This is a genomic window from Methylobacterium sp. FW306-05-D, from assembly GCF_058782155.1.
This window is the reverse complement of record NZ_JBYSXL010000036.1, coordinates 23,407-43,776: the sequence shown is the minus strand read 5'-3', so window position 1 is coordinate 43,776 and position 20,370 is coordinate 23,407. Positions and strand designations below refer to the sequence as shown.

Genomic DNA, 20,370 nt, shown 5'->3' with positions numbered 1-20,370 from the left:
GGGGTCGCCGGGCTCGGCGCCTGGGCCAGGGCGGGGCCGGCGGCGAAGCAGGTCAGGACGGCGAGGGTACGCAGCAGGGATGAGGACATGGACGTCTCCCGAAAGCATCGCCGTCCGCGCGATGCGGCAGCGAGCCTGTCCTCACGAATAGAAGGTCCAACTTGAACCGCAGATTAAAGTCCTCGCGCCCGGGCGGTCCCGGATCTACCTGTTCGTGAATCCCCCGGGCGGCCCGCCCTGGACCTGCGTGTCCTGGCATCCTGCCCGGGACCGCCTCTAGCCAGAACCCGTGCGCGGCGTTATAGAGCCGCCAGCGAATCTCCGTTTGACCACGGTACCGAGGCGGCCTTCCCCTGGAAGTCGCGCCCACGGTGCCTTTTTTGCCGTACAGGACTCTTCCGATGGCCGTTCCGAAGCGAAAGACCTCTCCCTCGCGTCGCGGCATGCGCCGCTCCGCCGACGCCCTCAAGGCCCCGACCTACGTCACCGACAAGGATTCGGGCGAGCTGCGCCGTCCCCACCACATCGACCTGAAAACCGGCATGTACCGCGGCCGTCAGGTCCTGAAGGTGAAGTCGACCGAGGCCTGAGCCTCGCGGGGGCACCGCACGGCTGCCCCGGACGGCACCACACGCCCGAGCGTCATGAGCCGCGGCCCCGCAAGGGGCCCGGCTCTTTTCGTTGGGCGCTCCCGATCTCGCCCGATGGTTCCCATCCGCCGCGGGCACTCAGGCGCGGCGGGCTGCCTCCGCGTAACGCGCGGTGGCCGAGCGCGTGCGCTCGATGCGGGACGGCCGCAGGGTCGGCTCGACGCTGACGAGGAGCTGGGCGAGGAAGCCGGAGAGGGGACGGGCCGGGACCGGCCGAAATCCCGATGTCTGGCCGCCCGATTCTTGGCCACCCGATTCTTGGCCACCGGAGATCACCACGAGGTCGCGGCGCGCGGCAGCATCCGATTCGGGCCTCGCGCCCGACGGGCAGTCCCGCTCCGTCCCGGCGTGCTCCATGACCGTCGCTCCCCGCGCCCGCATGGCCCGTGGGAACAGAATTGGTCCGCGTTAACGGTTCGTCAACCTTTGCTCGGGCGCCCATCGCGCGGCAAGGTTACCGGCCGCGGGCGAGGGTCGAGTCCCGCCGGCGCCGCGCGCCTACTTCTTGGCCAGATCCTCGAGGCGGGACTGCATCTCGGCCATCTGGCGCTTGAGGTCGTCGAGGTCGCTCCCCCCGGAGCCATGCTGGACCGGCGCGGGAACGCCCGCGCCCGACTTGCCCGCCGAGGAGGGATGCGCGCCCATGCCCGAGAGCGGGCCGGTGCCGAAGGTGGTGAACATCTTCATGGCGTCGCCGAAGAAGCTCATGTTGGCCCGGACCTGCTCCTCCATCGCGCTCTGAAACGCCGTGGGGGCGAAGCTCTGGGTCATCTTCTCGCGCAGGCCTTCCTGGTCCCGGGCGAAGTTCGCCATGGAGAATTCCAAGAAGCTCGGCACCATGGTGCGCATGCTGTCGCCGTAGAAGCGGATCAGCTGGCGCAGGAAGGCCACCGGCAGCAGGTTGTCGTCGCCGGCCTTGTTCTCCTGCTCGAAGATGATCTGCGTCAGCACCGACCGAGTGATGTCGTCGCCCGAGCGCGCATCGTAGACGAGGAAATCCTCGCCGTTCTGCACCATCGTCGCCAGGTCCTCGAGGGTGACGTAGGTCGACGTCCCGGTGTGATAGAGGCGCCGGTTGGCGTATTTCTTGATGACGGTGTGGTTGGACTTACCGTTATCCGCCATTTCTGGGGGCCTCTCCCGACGCGTTCATGGCCGCGCGATCTTCTTTCGGTCGCGCCACGGACCGCTGCACGATCTCGCGGCGCACAAGTGCACCTTAAGACGTTCGCGTGCCGACGAAAACAGCAATTTATCGCCCATCCCGCGGAATACCACGCAAGGGGGCGTGTCCTGTCACGACCGGAGCCGCAAACAACTCCAGGGTGCCTTGACTTCGCAGGGTCGACGGCTTTCATCCGAGAGAACGGCACAAAGGCGCCCACGCCCGATCGAAATCGGAGCGTCAAGGGAGCGCCGGCCGGGATGAGGAGAACGTCACCATGGCAGCAGAAGACATCGTCATCGTCGGCGCGGCGCGCACCGCGGTGGGCTCGTTCGGCGGCGCATTCAACACCGTGCCCGCGCACGACCTCGGCGCCGTGGCGATCAAGGCGGCCCTCGAGCGCGCCGGCGTCCCCGCCGACGACGTGGACGAGGTGATCTTCGGCCAGGTGCTCACGGCCGGTGCCGGCCAGAACCCCGCCCGCCAGGCCGCCATCAAGGCGGGCATTCCCGAGAAGGCCACGGCCTGGGGCGTCAACCAGGTCTGCGGCTCGGGCCTGCGCACCGTCGCCATCGGCATGCAGCAGATCGCCAACGGCGACGCCACCGTCATCGTGGCCGGCGGCCAGGAATCGATGTCGCTCTCCCCCCACGCGCAGTACCTGCGCGGCGGCCAGAAGATGGGCGACGTCAAGCTCGTCGACACCATGATCAAGGACGGGCTCTGGGACGCCTTCAACGGCTACCACATGGGCCAGACCGCCGAGAACGTGGCCCAGGCCTTCCAGCTCACCCGCGAGCAGCAGGACGCCTTCGCCACCGCCTCGCAGAACAAGGCCGAGGCCGCCCGCAAGGAGGGCCGCTTCAAGGAGGAGATCGCCCCCGTCACCGTGCCGGGCCGCAAGGGCGACGTGATCGTCGACACCGACGAGTACATCCGTGACGGCGCCACCGTGGAGGCGATGGCCAAGCTGAAGCCGGCCTTCACCAAGGACGGCACCGTGACCGCCGCCAACGCCTCCGGCCTCAACGACGGCGCCGCCGCCATCGTGCTGATGTCGGCCTCCGAGGCCGAGCGCCGGGGCATCAAGCCCCTGGCCCGGATCGTCTCCTGGGCCACGGCCGGCGTCGACCCCAAGGTGATGGGCACGGGCCCGATCCCGGCCTCCCGCAAGGCCCTGGACAAGGCCGGCTGGAAGGCCTCCGACCTCGACCTGATCGAGGCCAACGAGGCCTTCGCCGCCCAGGCGCTCGCGGTGAACAAGGACATGGGCTGGGACACTGACAAGGTGAACGTCAACGGCGGCGCCATCGCCATCGGCCACCCGATCGGCGCCTCCGGCGCCCGCGTCCTCGTCACCCTGCTGCACGAGCTGAAGCGCCGGGACGCCAAGAAGGGCCTGGCCACCCTCTGCATCGGCGGCGGCATGGGCGTCGCCCTCTGCGTCGAGCGCGTCTGAGCCCCGGATCGAGCGGCGCCGCAGGAATTCTCGCATGAATTCTTGACGGCGCCGCAAATTTAAATCGGTCGCGCGACGCGTGGGAGCTCCGCTAAAGCGCGACCGGGCAATCATAATCACAAGAAACCGGATTTCGGAGGAAAGCATGGCTCAGGAACGCGTCGCACTCGTCACCGGCGGCACCCGCGGCATCGGCGCCGCCATCTCGAAGGGCCTCAAGGCCAAGGGCTACAAGGTCGCGGCCAATTACGGCGGCAACGACGAGGCGGCCAACGCCTTCAAGGAGGAGACCGGCATTCCGGTCTTCAAGTTCGATGTCGGCGACTACGCCGCCTGCGAGGCCGGCATCAAGGCCGTCGAGTCCGAGGTCGGCCCGGTCGACATCCTGGTCAACAACGCCGGCATCACCCGCGACGGCCTGTTCCACAAGATGAGCTTCGAGAAGTGGCAGGCGGTCATCAAGACCAACCTCGATTCGGCCTTCACCGTCACTCGGCCGGTCATCGAGGGCATGCGCAACCGGGGCTTCGGCCGCATCATCCTGATCTCGTCGATCAACGGCCAGAAGGGCCAGGTCGGCCAGGCCAACTACTCCGCCGCCAAGGCCGGCGTGATCGGCTTCGCCAAGGCGCTGGCCCAGGAGAGCGCCTCGAAGGGCATCACCGTCAACGTGATCGCGCCGGGCTACATCGCCACCGACATGGTCATGGCGGTGCCGGAGGACGTGCGCAACAAGATCATCTCGACGATCCCCGTGGGCCGCCTCGGCGAGGCCGAGGAGATCGCCCGCGCGGTGGAGTACCTCGCGGCCGAGGATTCCGGCTTCATCACCGGCTCGACCCTGACCATCAACGGCGCCCAGTACATCGCCGGCTAGTGGTCCGCGCGGCTCCCCCCGCGGGAGCCGCGCCCCTCACTCGAGGTCGAGGCAATTGGCGTAGAACGTCACCGTCGCCGGCCAGTCCGAGAAGACCCCCTTCACCCCGACCTCGCGCGCGAGCACGTCGAGGAGCGCGAAGGTATCGCCGTCCCGGTCGATCACCGGGCGGATCGACTTGTAGTAGTAGCCGCCCCCGTCCTTCAGCGGCCCCGAGCGCTCCAGCGACCAGGTGATCAGGTCGAGGCCGGCGGCCCGGGCCGCCCGCGCGTAGGCCGAGGGTTCGATGGTCCCGTTCGGCCCGACCCGGACCAGCATCCAGAGGGGCGGCGCCAGGGTGCGCAGGCCCAGCACCGCCAGTTCCGCCATGCCGGGCTTCCAGCTCTCCGGCCGCTCGGGGTCGAAGCCCGGATCGGTCTCGTCCCGGTTGTCGAGCCAGAGGGCCTGCCGACCGAAATCGGGCTCGGCCTTCAGCCAGTACAGGATGTCCCGGAGCTGGAAGCTCTGCGGCCGCACCGCGGAGGCCGGGATGCCGGCCCGCTTGTAGGCGTCGATCATCGCCTGGGCATACTGGTCCTGGCCGTAGCCCGCGAAGGGCATCGGCACCTCGGGCGCCTTCAGTTCCGGCGTGAACCGGCGCCCCAGGGACCCGACCAGCGCGATGTATTCGTCATGGCTCATCAGCGTGCCGGTGGTGGCGTAGAGATCGGTCCGCCAGCGGGGGGTCGCATGCGCGTAGGCCTCCCGCGTCGTGGCCTGCGGGTCGCTCGCGTCCATCTTGCCGTTGAGGCTCTTGAACTCGGCCAGGGTCAGGTCGCTGGTGCAGCAGCGGGCCGAGGCCTTGCGCCCGGTGGCCGGGTCGGCGGGCTGGAAATCCTGGCTGCACTTGGCCGCCAGGTCCGGGCGGGCGAGGATGTCCGTGGTGGCGTGGAGGTCGCACTGGGCGTGCCGGCAGACCAGCTGCCGGTCCCGCGTGAAGGCGACGTCGCACTCGATCACCCCGGCGCCCATGCGGGCGGCCGCCAGGATGCCCTCCCGGCTATGCTCGGGAAACTGCAGCGGCGCGCCCCGGTGCGCGATCGAGAAGGTGCGGGCGGTGTAGGGTCGGTCCGCGCCGCAGGCCCGCAGACGATCCTTCAGGGGCCCGGGCTTCATGCTGTCGACGAGGTAGAAGGGCCGCGGGCCCCGCTGGGCCGGCTCGCCGCCCGCCGCCGGGCCTGCGCAGAGGAGCAGGGCCGCGGCCATGCCCAGGGCCGCCCTCCGGACGCGCCCCGATCCGAGAGATGCCGTGCCCATGCTCCGCCTCCGCGCCGCGTGTCTGCTCCACGCAGGTAGGGCCCGCCCGTGACCGGTCGATGAAGGCACTCGTCCCGGGACATCCGCGCCTTGCCCGGGACGCCCCCGGCATGGGACAGCGGCACGGCCTCCCGCCTCGGACATCCGGTTTCCCATGCCCTCCGCGACCCTGCTCGGCTTCGGCGCGATCCTGCTGTGGTCGCTGCTCGCCCTGCTGACGGCCCTGTCGGGGGCGGTGCCGCCGTTCCAGCTCGCGGCGATGACCTTCGCGCTCGGCGGCCTCGTCGGCTGCGCCAGCTGGCTCGTGCGCCCCGCGGGCCTGCGCGCCCTGCGCCAGCCCTGGCCGGTCTGGCTCCTCGGCGTCGGCGGCCTGTTCGGGTACCACGCCCTCTACTTCGCCGCCCTGCGCCTCGCCCCGCCGGCGGAGGCGGGCCTGCTCAACTACCTCTGGCCGCTCCTCATCGTGCTGCTCTCGGCCCGGCTTCCCGGTGCGGCGGGCCTGCGCGCCGGCCATCTCGGCGGCGCCGCCCTCGGGCTCGTCGGCGTCGTGGTGCTGTTCGCCGGACGGGGCGGGACCGACTTTTCCGCCGGGGGCCTGCCCGGCTACCTCGCGGCGCTGGCGGCCGCCTTCGTCTGGTCGGGCTATTCCGTGCTCTCCTCCCGGGTCGGGGCGGTGCCGACCGACGCGGTGGCGGGCTTCTGCCTCGCCACCGCCGCCCTCAGCCTCGCCTGCCACCGCGCCTTCGAGACGACCCTGTGGCCGGCGGGCGCGGTGCAATGGGGCGCCGTCGTCGCCCTCGGGCTTGGGCCCGTGGGCGCCGCCTTCTACCTCTGGGACATCGGCGTGAAGCGGGGCGACCTGCGCCTCCTCGGGGTCGCGGCCTACGCCGCCCCGATCCTGTCGACCCTGATCCTGGTGCTCGCCGGCTATGCCGAGCCGAGCCCGGCCCTGGCGCTCGCCTGCCTCCTCATCGTCTTCGGTGCGCTCGTGGCGGTTCGGGCGTCCGGCGCCGGGCTGCGCTAGGCCCTGCCCGTCAGGTCCTGGGCACCGGCCGCCAGTCCGGCGGCGCCATCTCGAAGCCGGCGAACTCGAAGGCCGGCGAGACCGTGCAGCCCACCAGCGTCCAGGCGCCGAGGCTGGTGGCGGTCTGCCAGTGCCCGGCCGGAACCACGATCTGGGGCTGCTGGCCGCGGGTCAGGTCGGGGCCCAGATAAGCCGCGCTGGCATCGTGGCCGTTGGGGCTGACCGTGAGGACGAGGGGCGCGCCCGCGTGCCAGTGCCAGATCTCGGCCGCATCGACCCGGTGCCACTCGGAGACCTCGCCGAGATCGAGGAGGTAGTAGATCGCGCTGCCCACCGAGCGCCCGTCCACGGTGCGGGGGTCCCGGAAGGTCTCGCGATAATGCCCACCCTCCGGGTGCGGCACGAGGCCGAGGCGGGCGATCACCTCCGCGGCGGTGGGGCCCTGCGATCCGGCACTCATCGGCGAACCCTCATCCTGGAACTCCTGGTCGAAGGCCCGCAGGCCGCGTCACGCCCGGCGGGCCAAGCCTCGCTCGACAAGCCAAGTCTCGTCCGCGAGGCCAAGCCTCGCCCGGCAGGCCAAGTCTCGCTCGGCAAGCCAAGTCACTCGATGGCCCCCTGCGGCAGGCTGAGGCCGGGGGGGGCCTTGGCGCCCGACGCCCCGCCCGCCGAGACCTTGGGCCGGCTCTTCGGCTTCGCCGCGGCCTTGCCGCCCTTGGCCGCCTCGTCCTTGGCCGCGACCGGCGCGCTCTTCACCGCGGGCGCCTCGCCGCATTCGCGGAAGCCGAGCTGCGCCAGGCTCTGGCCGGTCTCGGAGACGATGTTGAGCGTGTCGGGCAGCGTCGCCGGCACGGGGTCCCAGCGGACCGGGGCGCCGAGCAGCGCGCCCAGCGCCGCGGGGCTTCCGCCGCGCCGCAGGGCGAACAGGTCGGGGCCGTAGGCCGTGGCGGCCTTGCCGGCGATGACGACCTCGAGCACCCGGGTCGTCTCCGGCGTGAGCGGGCGCAGCGGGTTCTCCACCACCACGGCCCCCGTGCGGGTGACCCAGACCGCGAACTCCTTCGGCCCCTCGTAGAGCGCCGCCCGCGCCTCGCACTGCACGGTCAGGCCGGGCAGGTTCGCGGCCGGCATCGGCGCAGGAGGGGCGGCGGCCACGGGGGCCGGGGCGACCGGCGCGGTCGGCCCGGCCTCGGCGGCCGGCTTCGGTGCCGGCTTGGGAATGGGCTTCGGTTTGGGTTTGGGTTTGGGCTTCGGGGCCGCCTCCCGGGAAGGCGGGGCGGCCGGAGCCTCGGCCTCGGCGGCCGGCTCGGGGGCCTGGGCCCGGGCGGGGCCGGCCGCCAGCAGGGCGGCCAGCGGCAGGAGGACCGCCCACCGGCGCGTGCGGGAGCACACCATCAGCGAAGCTCCCGATCTCGATACGGGTCTCGGAGGGGTGGCGATGGCAGTTCCCGGGGCGGGGCCTCGCCCAGGATCGCGTGCGGCCGCTCGGGCTCGACGTCCAGGATGGTCGCCGTGCGGTCGATCGGGCTGGCGCGCGGCGGCTCCAGGCTGCGGAGCAGCAGGTCCTCGCCCTCGGCCTCGTCCACGAGGTCCTCCTCGCGCCCCATGCGGAGTTCGGGGCGCCGCCCGCGCGCGAGCTGCAGGGCCACGAGGAAGCCGGAGAACAGGAGGACGCCGAGGGCCCCCAGGATCAGGAGTGTTTCCATGCCGGGTCCAGCGTTAGCCCAGGACGCGCCGCGTTGCATCCTCCCCCGGCGCTTTCACCGGAGCCGGCCCGGGCCCGGAACGGTCCTTGCGTCCCGGACCGGCGATGTCAGAAGGTACGTCTCCATCCCGGCCCCATGCCCCCCGCCCCGGGGCCGTCAGGCATGGAGCGTGCGACCGCGGCGACCCGGGGCGGACCTGCCCTCCCCCGTCGATGGCCGTGGATTCCGCGCAGGTCCGACGCACCGGCGTCGTCCGCATACCGTATGACGCCGTAACCCGCTCCCGAACCCCAAGGTCGATCGATGCGCCTGCATGACCTCAATCCGGCCGATGCCGCCCTGGACCCCGGCCACGATCCGAAGGGGGCCGAGGGCCTGGAGCGGGACCTCCTGCGGCTGATCGAGGAATCCCGCGATCAGGCGGCGGAGGACCCGTTCCGCAATCCGGTGCTGGCGGTGACGCTGGCCATCACCCGGCGCTTCGACCGGGGCGAGATCGGCGAGGACGACCTCGACGCCCTGTTCCCCCGGCTCCGGGCCCAGTCCCTGAGCGCCCGCGCCGAGCGCCTGCGCGCCTATGTCGGGCTCGACCGGGACGCGGCGGCGGCGCCCGACAGCCGGATGGCCGCCCGCCTCGTGGCGGCGGTGCCGGCGCGCCAGGGGGATTTCGAGACCTTCCGGGATCTCGTCGGCCGCACCGGCTTCGCCGTGGTCTTCACCGCCCACCCGACCTTCGGGATGCCGCGCGCCGTCGCCGCCCTGATCGCCCAGGCGGCGAGCGAGGCCGAGGGTGCCGCCCGGGAGCCGCTGCTCGCGCGCGCGGCCGGCCTCTCGACCCGGCCCGACCCGAACATCAGCCTCGACGACGAGTTCGACCAGGCCTGCCTCGCGGCCAATCACGGCCGCACCGCCCTCGACGGCTTCAACGCCGCGCTCCTCGACGCCGCCCGGGCGCGCTGGCCGGACCGCTGGACCGAGCTCGTACCCAAGCCCTTCGCGATCGCGAGCTGGGTCGGCTGCGACACCGACGGGCGCACCGATATCGGCTGGTGGGACACCCTGCGCTACCGCCTCGAATCGAAGCGGATGCAGCTCGACCGGGTGATGCGCCGGCTGCCGCAGGTGCCGGCGACCCAGGTGGTGCGCGAGCTCACCGGGAACGCGCTCGCCGCCGTGAACCGCCAGCTCGCGGTGGCGCCCCGGCTCGGGACCAAGCCGACCCTCGAGGCGGTGCACCGCTTCGCCCTCGCGCTGATCATCGAGCGGGAGCGGGCCCAGACCGATTCCAGCGCGATCCTGGCCGGGCTCGCGGGGGCGGTCGGGGCCGCCGAATCCGACGAGGACAGGCGCAGCATCGCGCTCCTGCGCTCCGGCATCGCCACCCACGGCCTCTCGAACGCCCTGCCGCATTTCCGGCTGAACGCCAGCCAGATCCACAACGCGGTGCGCCGCGTCACCGACCTCGAGGGCGAGCCCACCGACGCCGCCCAGCGCCGCTCGCACCTCGCCACCATCCACGCGCTCCTCAACGACGTGCAGGCGGTGGACGTCGATTTCGGCGCGCTGGCCGCCGAGCGGGCCTCGGCCGCCCGGCTGATGATGACGATCACCCAGATCCTCAAGCACGTCGACGGCACCCACCCGGTCCGCTTCCTCATCGCCGAGACCGAGACCGGCTACACCCTGCTCGCCGCCCTCTGGCTGGCGCGGCACTACGGGATCAGTGACAAGGTCGAGATCACGCCGCTGTTCGAGACGGCCAGCGCCCTCGAGCAGGGCATCCGCGTCCTCGACGATGCGCTCCGCAATCCGCACTGGCGGGCCTACCTCAAGCGCATCGGGCGCCTGACGGTGCAGTTCGGCTACTCGGATTCCGGGCGCTACGTCGGCCAGCTCGCCGCGAGCTTCTGGATCGAGCGCCTGCGCCTGCGCATCACCGAGCTGATGGTGCAGAACGACCTCACGGGGGTGGAGCTCGCGATCTTCGACACCCACGGGGAATCCATCGGCCGGGGGGCGCACCCGACCTCCCTGCGCGACCGCCTCGCCTATCTCGCCCCGGAGGATGCGCGCCGACGCAACCGGAATGCCGGCATCCGCGTGCGCCTCGAATCGAGCTTCCAGGGCTCGGACGGCTACCTGATGTTCGGCACCCTGCCCCTGGCCGAGGCCACGGTGGAGCGCATCGCCGAGCACGTCTTCGCCTTCGACGTCGCCGACGACGACAGCTTCGCCGACTACGTCCTCTCCGATCCGGCGAGCGGGGCCGACGAGACCGACGACCCGATCTACGCCGAGCCGGACTTCGCCGCCGAATTCTTCACCGTGGTGCGCCAGGACATGGAGGCGCTGGTGGACGATCCCGGCTACGCCGCCCTGCTCGGCACCTTCGGCCCGAGCCTCCTCGACCGCACCGGCTCCCGGCCCGTCGCCCGCCAGACCGATGGCGGTGGCCCGACCATGATCACCCATCCGCGCCAGATGCGGGCGATCCCCAACAACGCGATCCTGCAGCAGCTCGGCTTCCTGGCCAATTCCCTGCACGGCGTCGGCCGGGCCGCCGGCCGCACCCCGGACCTGTTCCGCGACATGCGCCGGGATTCGGTGCGCTTCTCCCGCGCCTTCCGCCTGGTGCAGCATGCCGCCAGCGTCGCCGACCTCGACGTGCTGCGCGCCTACATCGACACCCTCGACCCGGCGGTGTGGCTGGAGCGGGCCCGGCGCACCCAGCGCGACGGCCGGCGCGAGGAGCTCGTGGTGATCGCCAACGCCCTCGACCGGCTGCGCCTCGCCCCCGACCTGCGCCACCTGTTCGGCCGCCTCACCTGCGACTGGCTCGACCTGCAGGTCGCGGCGCCCGACCTCGGCCGGATGTCGGCCCGCCTGACCCTGCTGCACGCGATCCGCCTCGCGCTGATCCACCGGATCTGGTTCCTGGCCGTCCACATCCCGGGGTTCCGCCCGCAATCGGGGGTGAGCCGCGAGGCGCTGATCGAGCGCTTCCTGCGCCTCGACATCGACGGCTGCCTGACGCTGCTGGAGGATATCTTCCCGATCACCCCGGACCCGACCCTCGGCCTGAACTTCGGCGAGCCCGCCGGGCCGCGCGACGTCGGCACCTACGAGGCCGAGCACAGGACGCTGTTCGAGCCGATCCGGCGCAGCTTCCAGCGGGTGCGCGAGATCTCGGGCATGATCCAGCACGAGGTGGGCGCGTTCGGCTGAGGCCGGGATCAGCGGCCCCGCCGCGGCCGCCGGACCGCGCCCGGCGGCCGCCGAGGAGAGCGGGTCCGTCCGCCGCTCAGCGCGGCGCGGAATCCCCGCCCGCCGCGCCCGGCTTCATCGCGGCCGCGGCGGCCGCCAATCCCCAGCGGACCAGCTCCTCCGCCTCGCCGGCCGTTCCCGCCTCGGCGTAGCAGCGCAGCTCGGGCGCGTTGCCGGAGGCGCGGAAGTGGAGGGTGCGTCCGCCGTCGAGCTCCATCCTCACGCCGTCCTGCTCGTCGACGGCGCGCGGCGTGCCGACCGGTCGAACGAAATCCCGCCGATACGCTTCCTCGCCGAGCTGCCGCAGGAAGGCGCCGCTGTGCTCGGCCGGCGTGTTGGGCAGGCGGTCGCTCGCGGTCTCGCCCACGGACAGGGAGCCGACGAGGTCCGCGAGGGACAATCCGGCCCCGCGCGCCGCGGCCAGCGTCGCCAGGATGGGCAGCATCGCGTCCCGGGTCGGCAGCGCGGGCAGGGTCCGGCCGTCGCGGGTCACGTCCGAGCCGAGCAGGAAGCCGCCATTCGCCTCGAAGCCGACGACGGCCTCGGCGCCCTCGGTCTCCGCCTGGGCCATGCCGGCGATGACGTAGGGGGAGCCGACCCGGGTGCGCAGCACCCGCCGGAACCCGCCCGCCTGCTCGATGGCCGAGCCGGCCGTGACCGGCACGACGACGGTATCGACGCCGAGGTAGCGCGCCGTGATCAGCCCGAGAACGTCTCCCCGGAGGATCCGCCCGGCGGCATCCGCGACCAGCGGCCGGTCGGCGTCGCCGTCGGTCGTCACCAGGGCATCGAACGCACCGGACGTCATGGCCTCGCGGATGAAGGCGACGTCCTCCGGGCGATGGGCCTCCGTGTCGATCGGCACGAAGCGCGCCGCACGCCCGATCGCGGTCACGTCCGCCCCCAGCGCCGTCAGGAGCTCGACGAGGAGGTCGCGCGCCACGGAGCTCTGCTGGTAGACCGCGATCCTGAGGCCGGCCAGCATGTCGGGGGCGAAGGCGTCGCGGTAGCGCTGGCGGTAGCGGTCCGTCGCACCGGATTCCGGCGGGGCGGCGTCGGCCACCGCCATGGGGCCTTCCGTGGAGACGTCCCCGAGGGCGGCCAGGATCGCGGCCTCGTCGGTCTTGGTGATCTCGCCGTCGGGCCGGTAGAACTTCAGGCCGTTCCGGTCCTCGGGGATGTGGCTCCCGGTGACCATCACGGCGCAGGCGCCGCGCCGCAGGGCTTCCAGGGCCAGGGCCGGCGTCGGCAGCGCGCCGCAATCGATCGCCGTGAAGCCGGCGCCCGCCGCGGCGGCGGCCACCGTCGCGGCGATGCCGGGGCTGCTGTCGCGCAGGTCCCGCCCGATCACGACGGTCCGCACGGGGGTCTGACCGGGGCCGGTGGTGGCGGCGATGGAGCGGAAGAAGGCGCTCGCATAGGCGTAGCTCGGCCAGCCCACGAGATCGGTGACCAGCCCACGCAAACCGCTCGTTCCGAACTTCAAGCTGCTCATGAGATGTCCTGTCAGAGGCGCGCGACGCGATGGCGAGGGGGAGCGTCGGCTGCGCTTCTATTAACAGCCGCCCGCTTTCTCAAATGAATCCCGAAGGCCGTTGCGTATAGCCTCGCAGGGACGGGGAACGCGCGCCCGTAACGACGCTGGTGGCCCGCATCGCGGAGCCGCCGCCCCGGGGGCGTGGCCGAGCGTGGTCGGGGCGCCGGCTACGACGCCGTCACCACCGTCAGCAGCGTGCCCTCCACCCCCGTCACCCGCACCCGTGCGCCGAGCGGCGCATCCGGGCCGGTGACGCGCCAGAGGGTGTCGTTGACGCGGATCTGGCCCTCGCCCGCCACGATCGGGGCCGAGAGGGGATAATCGCGTCCGACCAGCCCCTGGGCCCCCCGGTTCAGGGTGTTGGTCGCCCGCGTCTTCCGGCTCGCCACCACGGCGAAGAGCACGGAGAGGACACCGAAGAGCAGGATCTGGCCCTGCCAGGGCATCGGCACGAGGAGGATCTGCAGCCCCGTCACCAGGGCCGCCAACCCGAGCCAGAGCAGGAAGACCCCGGACGCCACGAGCTCCGTCCCCATCAGCACGAGACCGATCAGGATCCAGGTCCAGGCGGGTCCGATCGCCTCGACGAACGACGCGATCATCGGGCGCCGCCCCCGACGTTCGGCGGCAGGCCGGCGCTCTTGCGCTGGGGGGCGCCCTCGCCGAAGACGCTGCGGGTGATCTCGGCGATGCCGCCCAGGGTGCCGGCCAGGGCCGCCGCCTCGATCGGCACCACCACGACGCGCTGGTTCGGCGCCGTGGCGATGGCCTTCACCGCCTCGACGTACTTCTCGGCCACGAGGAAGTTCGCCGCCGCGAGGTCGCCCTTTGCGATGGCCTCGCTCACGAGCTGGGTCGCCCGCGCCTCCGCCTCGGCGCCGCGTTCACGGGCCTCCGCGTCGCGAAAGGCCGCCTCCTTGCGCCCTTCGGCCTCCAGGATGGCCGATTGCTTGCGCCCCTCGGCCCGCAGGATCTCCGCCTGCCGGTGCCCTTCCGCCTCCAGCACCGAGGCGCGCTTCTCGCGCTCGGCCTTCATCTGGCGCGCCATCGCGCCGGCGAGGTCGGCGGGCGGCACGATGTCCTTGATCTCGATGCGGGTCATCTTCACGCCCCAGGGCGAGGCCGCCGCATCCATCACCCGCAGCAGGCGCTCGTTGATCTCGTCGCGGTGCGACAGGAGCTGGTCGAGGTCCATCGAGCCGACCACGGTGCGGATGTTGGTCATGGTCAGCGTCATCATCGCCACCTCGAGGTTCGAGACCTCGTAGGAGGCGCGGGCCGCATCGAGCACCTGGTAGAAGACCACGGCGTCGATCCGCACCCCGGCATTGTCGCGGGTGAAGGCCTCCTGGCTCGGCACGTCGATGACCTGCTCCATCACGTTCACCCGCCGGCCGATGCGCTCGACATAGGGGGCGATGAGGCCGAGGCCGGATTCCAGGCTGCGGTGGTACTTGCCGAACCGCTCCACGGTGTAGACGTGCCCCTGCGGCACGATGTTGATGCCGATGGCGAGGGTGACGACGACGAGCGCCACGAGCACCACGGCGGCGACGCTCACGCCCACAGAGAAATCCATGCCTCGTCCCCCGGCCGTCCCGCCGGCATTGAGACCGGCGGGCCGCGACGACGCAAGGGCGTTGTTCACGTGGCCGCGACCCGGAGGGGGCCCGGGCGGTCAGCGCGCCCAGACGCCGAGGCGTTCGGCGCGGGCATGGTCCTCGGCGGCCACGAGGTCGGGCGTCGCCTCGGGCGAGGCGCGGCCGCCGCCGTTGAACAGCACCACCTCGGAGAGATCGCGCCCCTCCACCGAGCACAGGCGGGCCTCGCTGCCCGCCACCGGCTGGCAGGTCACGGTGCGGCCGGCGAGGTAGCGTGTGAGTTCGTCGGCCTGTCCGCCGCGCACCCACTCGACCCCGAACAGGCGCACGAGCTTGCCGCCGACCCGCAGGGTCGCGGTGTCGATGACCTCGACCGGGCCGCTGATCTCGTTGGCCGCGGCCTGCTTCGGAGGCGCCTCCTCCGGCGCGGCCGGGCTCATGTCGGGAGCGCTCGGCGGCGGCGCGGCGGTCGCGGATGCCGAAGACTGGGGCTGGGACTGGGACGGAGGCGGGGCCCCGGTCTCGGCGGGTGTGGTTTCCGGGGGCGTGCGCCCGCCGAGGACGGCGATGAGGGCCACCAGCGCGGCGGCCCCGAGCCCGATCGGAAGCGCGCGGTGGGACAGGGCGTCGCGCAGCACGTTGCGGTCGCGCGCGACCTCGCCGAAGCGCGAGACGCTGTCGGCGAGCCGGCCGCGGGCATAGCCGCCGACGCGCTGCGCGCCGTCGCGGACGCGGCCGGCGACGAGCCCGGCCCGGGTCGGTTCCGGGGCTTCCGTCGCGAGGCCGGGAGCGGACGGTTCGGTCCTCGGGCCTTCGGCCCGGCTCCGCCGGAGCGTCGCCAGGCGGCCGGAGACGGAGGTGGCGAGCGCCCGGCCGCGGGTGGCCGAGCGCGCGACCAGGGATCGGGCGAGGACCGATTGGGCCCCGACGAAGCGCGCCGTCGCCGTCCGGAAATCCTCGGTCGGGACGGGCTCCGGTTCGGGCTCGGGCGCCGGCTCGGGGATCGGCCGGAACAGGGCGGGATGCTGGTCGCGCAGCTCCGCGAGCAGGGCCGGCAGGTCCATCGGGACCGCGGTCCCGTCCACCCCGGCGACCTGGCGCGGCACGCCCGCGCGATCCACCACGCGGTAGCCGGGCGCTTCCGGGCCCGGCCGCAGGGCCGCCTCCACCAGGAGCGCGAGCGTCCGCTCCGCCACCGGATAGGCACCGGCCTGCGCGACCGCCTCGGCGATGCGCGCGCGCAGGACCGCGCGCTCCGAGGCCGTCCCGTCCCGTCGCGCGTCACCCGGCACCGGCGAGGGTGGATTCCGATCATCCAAGACGCGAACAACTCCGGGTATGACGCACCGATCGCAGCGGGCCGGCCTCAGGCACCGCGCTGAGCACCCGCTATAGCGCTCTGGGGCCCGGCACCATAGCGGCGCAGGACGCGGCTCGACTCGGCGACGATGAGCGGGCGCTCCCCGGCGAAGCTGATGGTGAGGGTGAGTTCCGACACGCCCTGCGAGCGCACGCCGCGCGCCGGATTGTCGGCGCGGAAATCGAAGGTGGTGTGGACGATGCAGGTCGCACTGGCGGCGTTGCAGGCGGTCCGGGTCGCGCCGCCCTGCGCTTCGTAGCGCCGCTCGGGCCAGCGCCGGACGAAGCGGCGCTTCTCGGCGATGAGGGCCGCCAGCGACAGGGTGCGGCCGTGGAAGCGGACGCGCTCGGCATAGAACCGGGGGGCGGCGGCCACCATCGCGTCGCCGGGGGCCGAGACGCTGTCGAGGTAGCGGTCCGTCAGCCGCGTCGCGGTGGCGGCCCATTCGGGAAAGCGCGCCTCGGAGGCCGCCGGCTGCGGCGCCATCGGCGTGTCGGCCAAGCGCGGGCGGATGTGGAGCCGTTCCGGCGCGGCGCTACGGGTCGCGAGGCGGCGGCCCTCGGCGGAGGGTCCGGCCACGCGCCGCCGGTGCGAGGCCATCGGGGTCCGCTCCGCGGCGGCCGAGTCCTGAGCCGCCGGGCCCTCCGCCTGGGCCCGGGCCGTCGCGGGCGTCTCCACCGCGGGCTTCTCGGCCACCGGCGTCTCGGTCATGGACTTCCCGGTCATGGGCTTCTCGGAGGCGGGCTTGTCCGTGCCGGGCGGCTGGGCCTGGCGGGCCGGCGGGTCGACCCAGCCCGGGCGCGTCTGGGCCTCCGCCGTCCCCAGGGACAGAGCGGCGCTCACCAGCGCGACGGACGAGGCGAGGCCCAGTCGGGCGAGGCCGGTTCCGTGGGAGCGTCCGTGGGAGCTTGGACCGTGGCGCATGGCATCATCACCGGGGTCGCGGCCGGGGTTTCGGAAAAGCGCGTGCGGGACCGATCGACCAGGGTGAAACGTCGGGCGTGCCCGCTAAGTTTCCCTGAATGCGCACGGAAGGACCCGGTCCCGTGTTCCGGGGTGTGGACGAGTGCGGGGATTGCGGGGACGCCCCCGGGCACGGACTCTTGTGCCGCCGGGGCTCTTGTCATTGCCAAGCCTGCACCCACCTTGTGGTCGGGTCCGGGCCCCTCTGGCGGTCGAGGCGTTGACCGTGATGTCGGACCCTTCCATGCTTTTGCGCTGACGCGGCGCGAACGCACCGGAGGGTGTCGAACCTCATGCTCCCTCGTTGTCTCCCGTTCGATCCGATTCGGCCCGCCCCGTGCCGGTCCGGAGGCCCGCGATGAGCGCGCCCGCCCGCAAGGCGCTCCTCCTCGTCAACCCGAAGGCCCGCAACGGCAGCTTCTCCCTCGACGAGGTGCGCGATGTCCTGCGCGCCGGAGGCATCGAGCCCTTCGAGCCGCCGGGCGATGCCGACTGCACCGCCGTGATCAAGCGCCACGCGCAGGGCTGCGACCTCGTCATCCTCGGGGGCGGCGACGGCACGCTCAACGCGGCCGCGCCCGCCCTGGTGGAGACGGGATTGCCGCTGGGCATCCTGCCCCTCGGCACGGCCAACGACCTCGCCCGTTCCCTGGGCCTGCCCGTCGACCCGGTGGAGGCGGCCCGCCTCATCACCACCGAGGAGGCGCGCCCGGCCGATCTCGGCTGCGTCAACGGACACTACTACTTCAACGTCGCCAGCATCGGATTCTCGGCGGACCTCGCCGGCGATCTCACGGCGGAATCGAAGAAGACCTGGGGCACCCTGGGCTACGGCATCGCGGCGGTTCGCGTGCTCCGGCGGATGCGGCCCTTCACGGTCTACATCGAGCATGACGGCCAGACCGAGACCGTGCGCACCATCCAGGTCTCGGTGGGCAACGGTCGCCACTACGGCGGCGGCATGACGGTCGAGGAGACCGCCACCGTCGACGACGGCAAGCTGGATTTCTACAGCCTGGAGGTCGCCCATTGGTGGCGGCTGCTGATGCTGCTGCCGGCCCTGCGCAAGGGCACCCAGGGCAAGGCGGCCGACGTGCGGGCCTTCAGCACCACCGAGATCGTGGTGAAGACCAAGAAGCCGCGGCCGGTGAACACCGACGGCGAGCTGTCGACCTACACGCCGGCCCATTTCAAGGTGGTGCCGCAGGCGGTGCGGATCTTCAGCCCGGCTCCGGCCGAACGGCCGGGCGTGGCCGCGCGCAGTTCCCCCCTCACAGCCTGATCGAACCGAATCCGGGGCCGGGGCCGGCCCCTCTCCTCCGCATGCCTGCTCCCGGCGCGACGTCGGACGCGGAGCAGGCCCGACCGACGAAACGAGGCCATCGTGGACAGCCTGCTTCAACTCGCCAACGACCCCACCGCCTGGGCGGCCCTCGCCACCCTGGTGGTGATGGAGGTCGTGCTCGGCATCGACAACCTGATCTTCATCTCGATCCTGACCAACAAGCTCCCGCCCGAGCACCAGGAGAAGGCACGCCGCATCGGCATCGGCCTCGCCCTGGTCCTGCGCCTCGGCCTCCTCGCCACCATCGCCTACATCGTCGCGCTGACGCAGCCGGTCTTCGCGGTGTTCGGCAAGGGCTTTTCCTGGCGCGACCTCATCCTCATCGCCGGCGGCCTGTTCCTGCTGTGGAAGGCCACGAAGGAGATCCATCACACCGTCGATCCGGAGCCGGAGACCCCGGGCAGCGGCGCCGTGCGGCTCGGCTTCGCCGCCGCCATCGGCCAGATCCTCGTCCTCGACCTCGTGTTCTCCATCGACAGCATCATCACGGCAGTGGGCATGACCGAGCACGTGCCGATCATGGTGATCGCCGTCGTCACGGCCGTGACCGTGATGCTGCTGGCCGCCGACCCGCTGTCGCGCTTCATCGCCGCCAATCCGACGGTGGTCATGCTGGCGCTGGGCTTCCTCATCATGATCGGCATGACGCTGATCGCCGAGGGCTTCGGCGCCCACGTGCCGAAGGGGTACATCTACACCGCCATGGCCTTTTCGGCCGGCGTGGAGGGGCTGAACATGCTGGCCCGGCGCCGCAAGCGCACCCGGGCGGGAACCCCGACCCGGACCTGAAACGCCATGGTTAACGTTTCACGGGAAAACCCGTGAACAGGCCCGGCCGAGCGATCGGCCGGGCCTGTTCACGTTCGGATCTGTACGCGTCCGGGCTCGCTCGCAACCGGACCTGCCGCGCCGATGCCACGGCCGACGGGCCGGGATGTGATCGAGCGCCCGTCCCGGCAGGGTCGCGCGACGTCCGGACGCGCCTGGCGGAGGGGGCCTCGACTCTCGGCCGGATCGGATGGGGCTAGAGCACGGGCTCGCGCGCGGCCGCTTCCTCACGGGCGCAGACCGCCCGATCGGGGGCTGGGCCGCCGGCGGTCACGAGCTTTGCGAGCTCGGCCCGGGCCTTCTCCAGATCGGCCCGGAATCCGGCATCGCCCTGGAGGGCGGCGAAGACCGCGCTGGCGGCCGTACGGCCGGCCTCGATGTCGCTGGCCCAGTGGAGGCCGCAGACGATGCGGCTCTCGCCGTAGGAGCGGGCCCGGACGAAGAACTGGGTCGCCTTCTCGGGCATCAGGGCCGCCATGATCGCCGCATAGGTCCAGGCCTGCGTCGCGTGGCTCGACGGGAAGCTGAAGGCGTTGCCGAGATCGGAGGTGCGCATCACGCAGATCTCCGCGTCGTTGCCGACGAAGGGGCGCAGGCGGCGGTAATGCAGCTTCGGGGCCCGGGTCGCCTGCGCGATGTCGAGGCGCGCGCGCTCCATCAGGGTCATCAGGGCGGGCGCGCGCGACTGCTCGATGCGCTGGCCGATGACGCAGGCGAAATCGTCGAGGATCGCGGAGGCGCCGTCGGCCACATCGGTCGTGGCCAGGGTCCAGCGCGGGGTTCCCTTGAGGGACCGGGTGGCGACGAAGGCCGCCTTGTCCGCGGCCTCGGCCGCCGATTGTCCCCGGGGCGGCGGGCCGAGGATCGCCACGGTGTCGGGGGCCTGGGTCTCCGAGAGGTAGGGCGCCCGGGCCGGCTTGCCGGGCGTCAGCGGTGCGGCGCTGACGGCGGGGGCGGAAACCGGCTTCTGCGCCGTCTCCTCCGCCTGTACCGCCGCGGGCACGCCTGCGATCGGCACGATCGCGAGGTACGTCAGGATCTGGGACAGGCGGGCCATCGGCGTCTCGGTATCGGAGGTCAGCACAGAGCAGGCGAGGTATCAGTATAGAACTCCTTTACAACAAGCCTATGGCAGGCCTGATCTGAACGCTGACGGAATTGCCGCCGGTGTCTCGCCGGACAGCCCGAATTCCGAGGGATGCCGGACCGTGTTGCGCCCCCGCGCAGGCCGGGAGGCCGCTGGCGCGAGGTCCGGGCGCGAGACGGCCAGACGCCCCGAGGCGCGGCGGAGGAAC

19 protein-coding genes are annotated in these 20,370 nt (G+C 72.4%); 7 read left to right on the top strand and 12 right to left on the bottom strand.

Annotated elements, in window-relative coordinates:
* The first annotated feature begins 401 nt into the window (after window positions 1-401).
* Entirely contained in the window at window positions 402-590 is a 189-nt protein-coding gene (gene rpmF / locus AC3WLN_RS13915; RefSeq protein ID WP_055946842.1) for a 50S ribosomal protein L32, read from the top strand.
* Between the two features lie 138 nt (window positions 591-728).
* On the opposite strand, the gene AC3WLN_RS13910 is transcribed toward rpmF, so the two are convergent.
* Window positions 729-1,007, bottom strand: coding sequence for a hypothetical protein (locus AC3WLN_RS13910; RefSeq protein ID WP_492482113.1), 279 nt, complete (start codon window positions 1,005-1,007; stop codon window positions 729-731).
* 141 nt (window positions 1,008-1,148) lie between these two features.
* A complete protein-coding gene (phaR, locus tag AC3WLN_RS13905; RefSeq protein WP_492482111.1) occupies window positions 1,149-1,775 on the bottom strand; it encodes a polyhydroxyalkanoate synthesis repressor PhaR in 627 nt (208 codons plus the stop codon).
* Between the two features lie 317 nt (window positions 1,776-2,092).
* Between phaR and AC3WLN_RS13900 the strand changes: the two genes are divergently transcribed.
* The gene (locus AC3WLN_RS13900; protein WP_492482109.1) at window positions 2,093-3,274 is read left to right on the top strand and encodes an acetyl-CoA C-acetyltransferase; all 1,182 of its coding nucleotides are present in this window, start codon (window positions 2,093-2,095) and stop codon (window positions 3,272-3,274) included.
* Window positions 3,275-3,419: 145 nt separating this feature from the next.
* A complete protein-coding gene (gene phbB, locus AC3WLN_RS13895; protein WP_492482107.1) occupies window positions 3,420-4,151 on the top strand; it encodes an acetoacetyl-CoA reductase in 732 nt (243 codons plus the stop codon).
* Between the two features lie 36 nt (window positions 4,152-4,187).
* Here phbB and AC3WLN_RS13890 read toward each other — a convergent pair whose 3' ends face one another.
* Window positions 4,188-5,447, bottom strand: coding sequence for a glycerophosphodiester phosphodiesterase family protein (locus tag AC3WLN_RS13890; protein WP_492482105.1), 1,260 nt, complete (start codon window positions 5,445-5,447; stop codon window positions 4,188-4,190).
* A 154-nt stretch (window positions 5,448-5,601) separates the two neighbouring features.
* Between AC3WLN_RS13890 and yddG the strand changes: the two genes are divergently transcribed.
* The gene (gene yddG, locus AC3WLN_RS13885; RefSeq protein WP_492482104.1) at window positions 5,602-6,471 is read left to right on the top strand and encodes an aromatic amino acid exporter YddG; all 870 of its coding nucleotides are present in this window, start codon (window positions 5,602-5,604) and stop codon (window positions 6,469-6,471) included.
* Between the two features lie 10 nt (window positions 6,472-6,481).
* Here yddG and AC3WLN_RS13880 read toward each other — a convergent pair whose 3' ends face one another.
* The 3 genes from AC3WLN_RS13880 to AC3WLN_RS13870 form a co-directional block, all read right to left on the bottom strand.
* Entirely contained in the window at window positions 6,482-6,931 is a 450-nt protein-coding gene (locus AC3WLN_RS13880; RefSeq protein ID WP_492482102.1) for a cupin domain-containing protein, read from the bottom strand.
* Between the two features lie 143 nt (window positions 6,932-7,074).
* Complete coding sequence (locus tag AC3WLN_RS13875) at window positions 7,075-7,866, bottom strand: hypothetical protein (protein ID WP_492482100.1); 792 nt, start codon at window positions 7,864-7,866, stop codon at window positions 7,075-7,077.
* A complete protein-coding gene (locus tag AC3WLN_RS13870) occupies window positions 7,866-8,177 on the bottom strand; it encodes a hypothetical protein (protein WP_492482098.1) in 312 nt (103 codons plus the stop codon). Before AC3WLN_RS13870 ends, AC3WLN_RS13875 begins: the two co-directional genes overlap by 1 nt.
* Window positions 8,178-8,480: 303 nt before the next feature.
* Between AC3WLN_RS13870 and AC3WLN_RS13865 the strand changes: the two genes are divergently transcribed.
* Window positions 8,481-11,402, top strand: a complete 2,922-nt coding sequence (locus AC3WLN_RS13865) for a phosphoenolpyruvate carboxylase (protein ID WP_492482096.1) — start codon at window positions 8,481-8,483, stop codon at window positions 11,400-11,402.
* Between the two features lie 76 nt (window positions 11,403-11,478).
* On the opposite strand, the gene AC3WLN_RS13860 is transcribed toward AC3WLN_RS13865, so the two are convergent.
* The 5 genes from AC3WLN_RS13860 to AC3WLN_RS13840 form a co-directional block, all read right to left on the bottom strand.
* Window positions 11,479-12,936, bottom strand: a complete 1,458-nt coding sequence (locus tag AC3WLN_RS13860) for a phosphomannomutase (RefSeq protein WP_492482094.1) — start codon at window positions 12,934-12,936, stop codon at window positions 11,479-11,481.
* A 209-nt stretch (window positions 12,937-13,145) separates the two neighbouring features.
* Window positions 13,146-13,580, bottom strand: coding sequence for an NfeD family protein (locus tag AC3WLN_RS13855; protein ID WP_492482092.1), 435 nt, complete (start codon window positions 13,578-13,580; stop codon window positions 13,146-13,148).
* The gene (locus AC3WLN_RS13850; protein WP_492482090.1) at window positions 13,577-14,557 is read right to left on the bottom strand and encodes an SPFH domain-containing protein; all 981 of its coding nucleotides are present in this window, start codon (window positions 14,555-14,557) and stop codon (window positions 13,577-13,579) included. Before AC3WLN_RS13850 ends, AC3WLN_RS13855 begins: the two co-directional genes overlap by 4 nt.
* 99 nt (window positions 14,558-14,656) lie before the next feature.
* A complete protein-coding gene (locus AC3WLN_RS13845) occupies window positions 14,657-15,871 on the bottom strand; it encodes a thermonuclease family protein (protein WP_492482088.1) in 1,215 nt (404 codons plus the stop codon).
* Window positions 15,872-15,945: 74 nt separating this feature from the next.
* On the bottom strand, window positions 15,946-16,863 hold the full coding sequence (locus AC3WLN_RS13840; RefSeq protein WP_492482086.1) for a hypothetical protein: 918 nt from the start codon (window positions 16,861-16,863) through the stop codon (window positions 15,946-15,948).
* A gap of 397 nt (window positions 16,864-17,260) precedes the next feature.
* Between AC3WLN_RS13840 and AC3WLN_RS13835 the strand changes: the two genes are divergently transcribed.
* Together AC3WLN_RS13835 and AC3WLN_RS13830 are read left to right on the top strand one after the other, a co-directional pair.
* Window positions 17,261-18,184, top strand: a complete 924-nt coding sequence (locus AC3WLN_RS13835) for a lipid kinase (protein WP_492482085.1) — start codon at window positions 17,261-17,263, stop codon at window positions 18,182-18,184.
* Window positions 18,185-18,286: 102 nt separating this feature from the next.
* Window positions 18,287-19,036, top strand: a complete 750-nt coding sequence (locus tag AC3WLN_RS13830; protein WP_492482083.1) for a TerC family protein — start codon at window positions 18,287-18,289, stop codon at window positions 19,034-19,036.
* A 235-nt stretch (window positions 19,037-19,271) separates the two neighbouring features.
* On the opposite strand, the gene AC3WLN_RS13825 is transcribed toward AC3WLN_RS13830, so the two are convergent.
* Entirely contained in the window at window positions 19,272-20,132 is an 861-nt protein-coding gene (locus AC3WLN_RS13825; RefSeq protein ID WP_492482081.1) for an acid phosphatase, read from the bottom strand.
* Between the last annotated feature and the right edge of the window lie 238 nt (window positions 20,133-20,370).

What these genes read in the sequence shown, in the direction of transcription:
- rpmF (WP_055946842.1), top strand. Translation starts at nt 402, where the DNA reads ATGGCCGTTCCGAAGCGAAAGACCTCTCCCTCGCGTCGCGGCATGCGC.
- AC3WLN_RS13910 (WP_492482113.1), bottom strand. Translation starts at nt 1,007, where the DNA reads ATGGAGCACGCCGGGACGGAGCGGGACTGCCCGTCGGGCGCGAGGCCC.
- phaR (WP_492482111.1), bottom strand. Translation starts at nt 1,775, where the DNA reads ATGGCGGATAACGGTAAGTCCAACCACACCGTCATCAAGAAATACGCC.
- AC3WLN_RS13900 (WP_492482109.1), top strand. Translation starts at nt 2,093, where the DNA reads ATGGCAGCAGAAGACATCGTCATCGTCGGCGCGGCGCGCACCGCGGTG.
- phbB (WP_492482107.1), top strand. Translation starts at nt 3,420, where the DNA reads ATGGCTCAGGAACGCGTCGCACTCGTCACCGGCGGCACCCGCGGCATC.
- AC3WLN_RS13890 (WP_492482105.1), bottom strand. Translation starts at nt 5,447, where the DNA reads ATGGGCACGGCATCTCTCGGATCGGGGCGCGTCCGGAGGGCGGCCCTG.
- yddG (WP_492482104.1), top strand. Translation starts at nt 5,602, where the DNA reads ATGCCCTCCGCGACCCTGCTCGGCTTCGGCGCGATCCTGCTGTGGTCG.
- AC3WLN_RS13880 (WP_492482102.1), bottom strand. Translation starts at nt 6,931, where the DNA reads ATGAGTGCCGGATCGCAGGGCCCCACCGCCGCGGAGGTGATCGCCCGC.
- AC3WLN_RS13875 (WP_492482100.1), bottom strand. Translation starts at nt 7,866, where the DNA reads ATGGTGTGCTCCCGCACGCGCCGGTGGGCGGTCCTCCTGCCGCTGGCC.
- AC3WLN_RS13870 (WP_492482098.1), bottom strand. Translation starts at nt 8,177, where the DNA reads ATGGAAACACTCCTGATCCTGGGGGCCCTCGGCGTCCTCCTGTTCTCC.
- AC3WLN_RS13865 (WP_492482096.1), top strand. Translation starts at nt 8,481, where the DNA reads ATGCGCCTGCATGACCTCAATCCGGCCGATGCCGCCCTGGACCCCGGC.
- AC3WLN_RS13860 (WP_492482094.1), bottom strand. Translation starts at nt 12,936, where the DNA reads ATGAGCAGCTTGAAGTTCGGAACGAGCGGTTTGCGTGGGCTGGTCACC.
- AC3WLN_RS13855 (WP_492482092.1), bottom strand. Translation starts at nt 13,580, where the DNA reads ATGATCGCGTCGTTCGTCGAGGCGATCGGACCCGCCTGGACCTGGATC.
- AC3WLN_RS13850 (WP_492482090.1), bottom strand. Translation starts at nt 14,557, where the DNA reads ATGGATTTCTCTGTGGGCGTGAGCGTCGCCGCCGTGGTGCTCGTGGCG.
- AC3WLN_RS13840 (WP_492482086.1), bottom strand. Translation starts at nt 16,863, where the DNA reads ATGCGCCACGGTCCAAGCTCCCACGGACGCTCCCACGGAACCGGCCTC.
- AC3WLN_RS13835 (WP_492482085.1), top strand. Translation starts at nt 17,261, where the DNA reads ATGAGCGCGCCCGCCCGCAAGGCGCTCCTCCTCGTCAACCCGAAGGCC.
- AC3WLN_RS13825 (WP_492482081.1), bottom strand. Translation starts at nt 20,132, where the DNA reads ATGGCCCGCCTGTCCCAGATCCTGACGTACCTCGCGATCGTGCCGATC.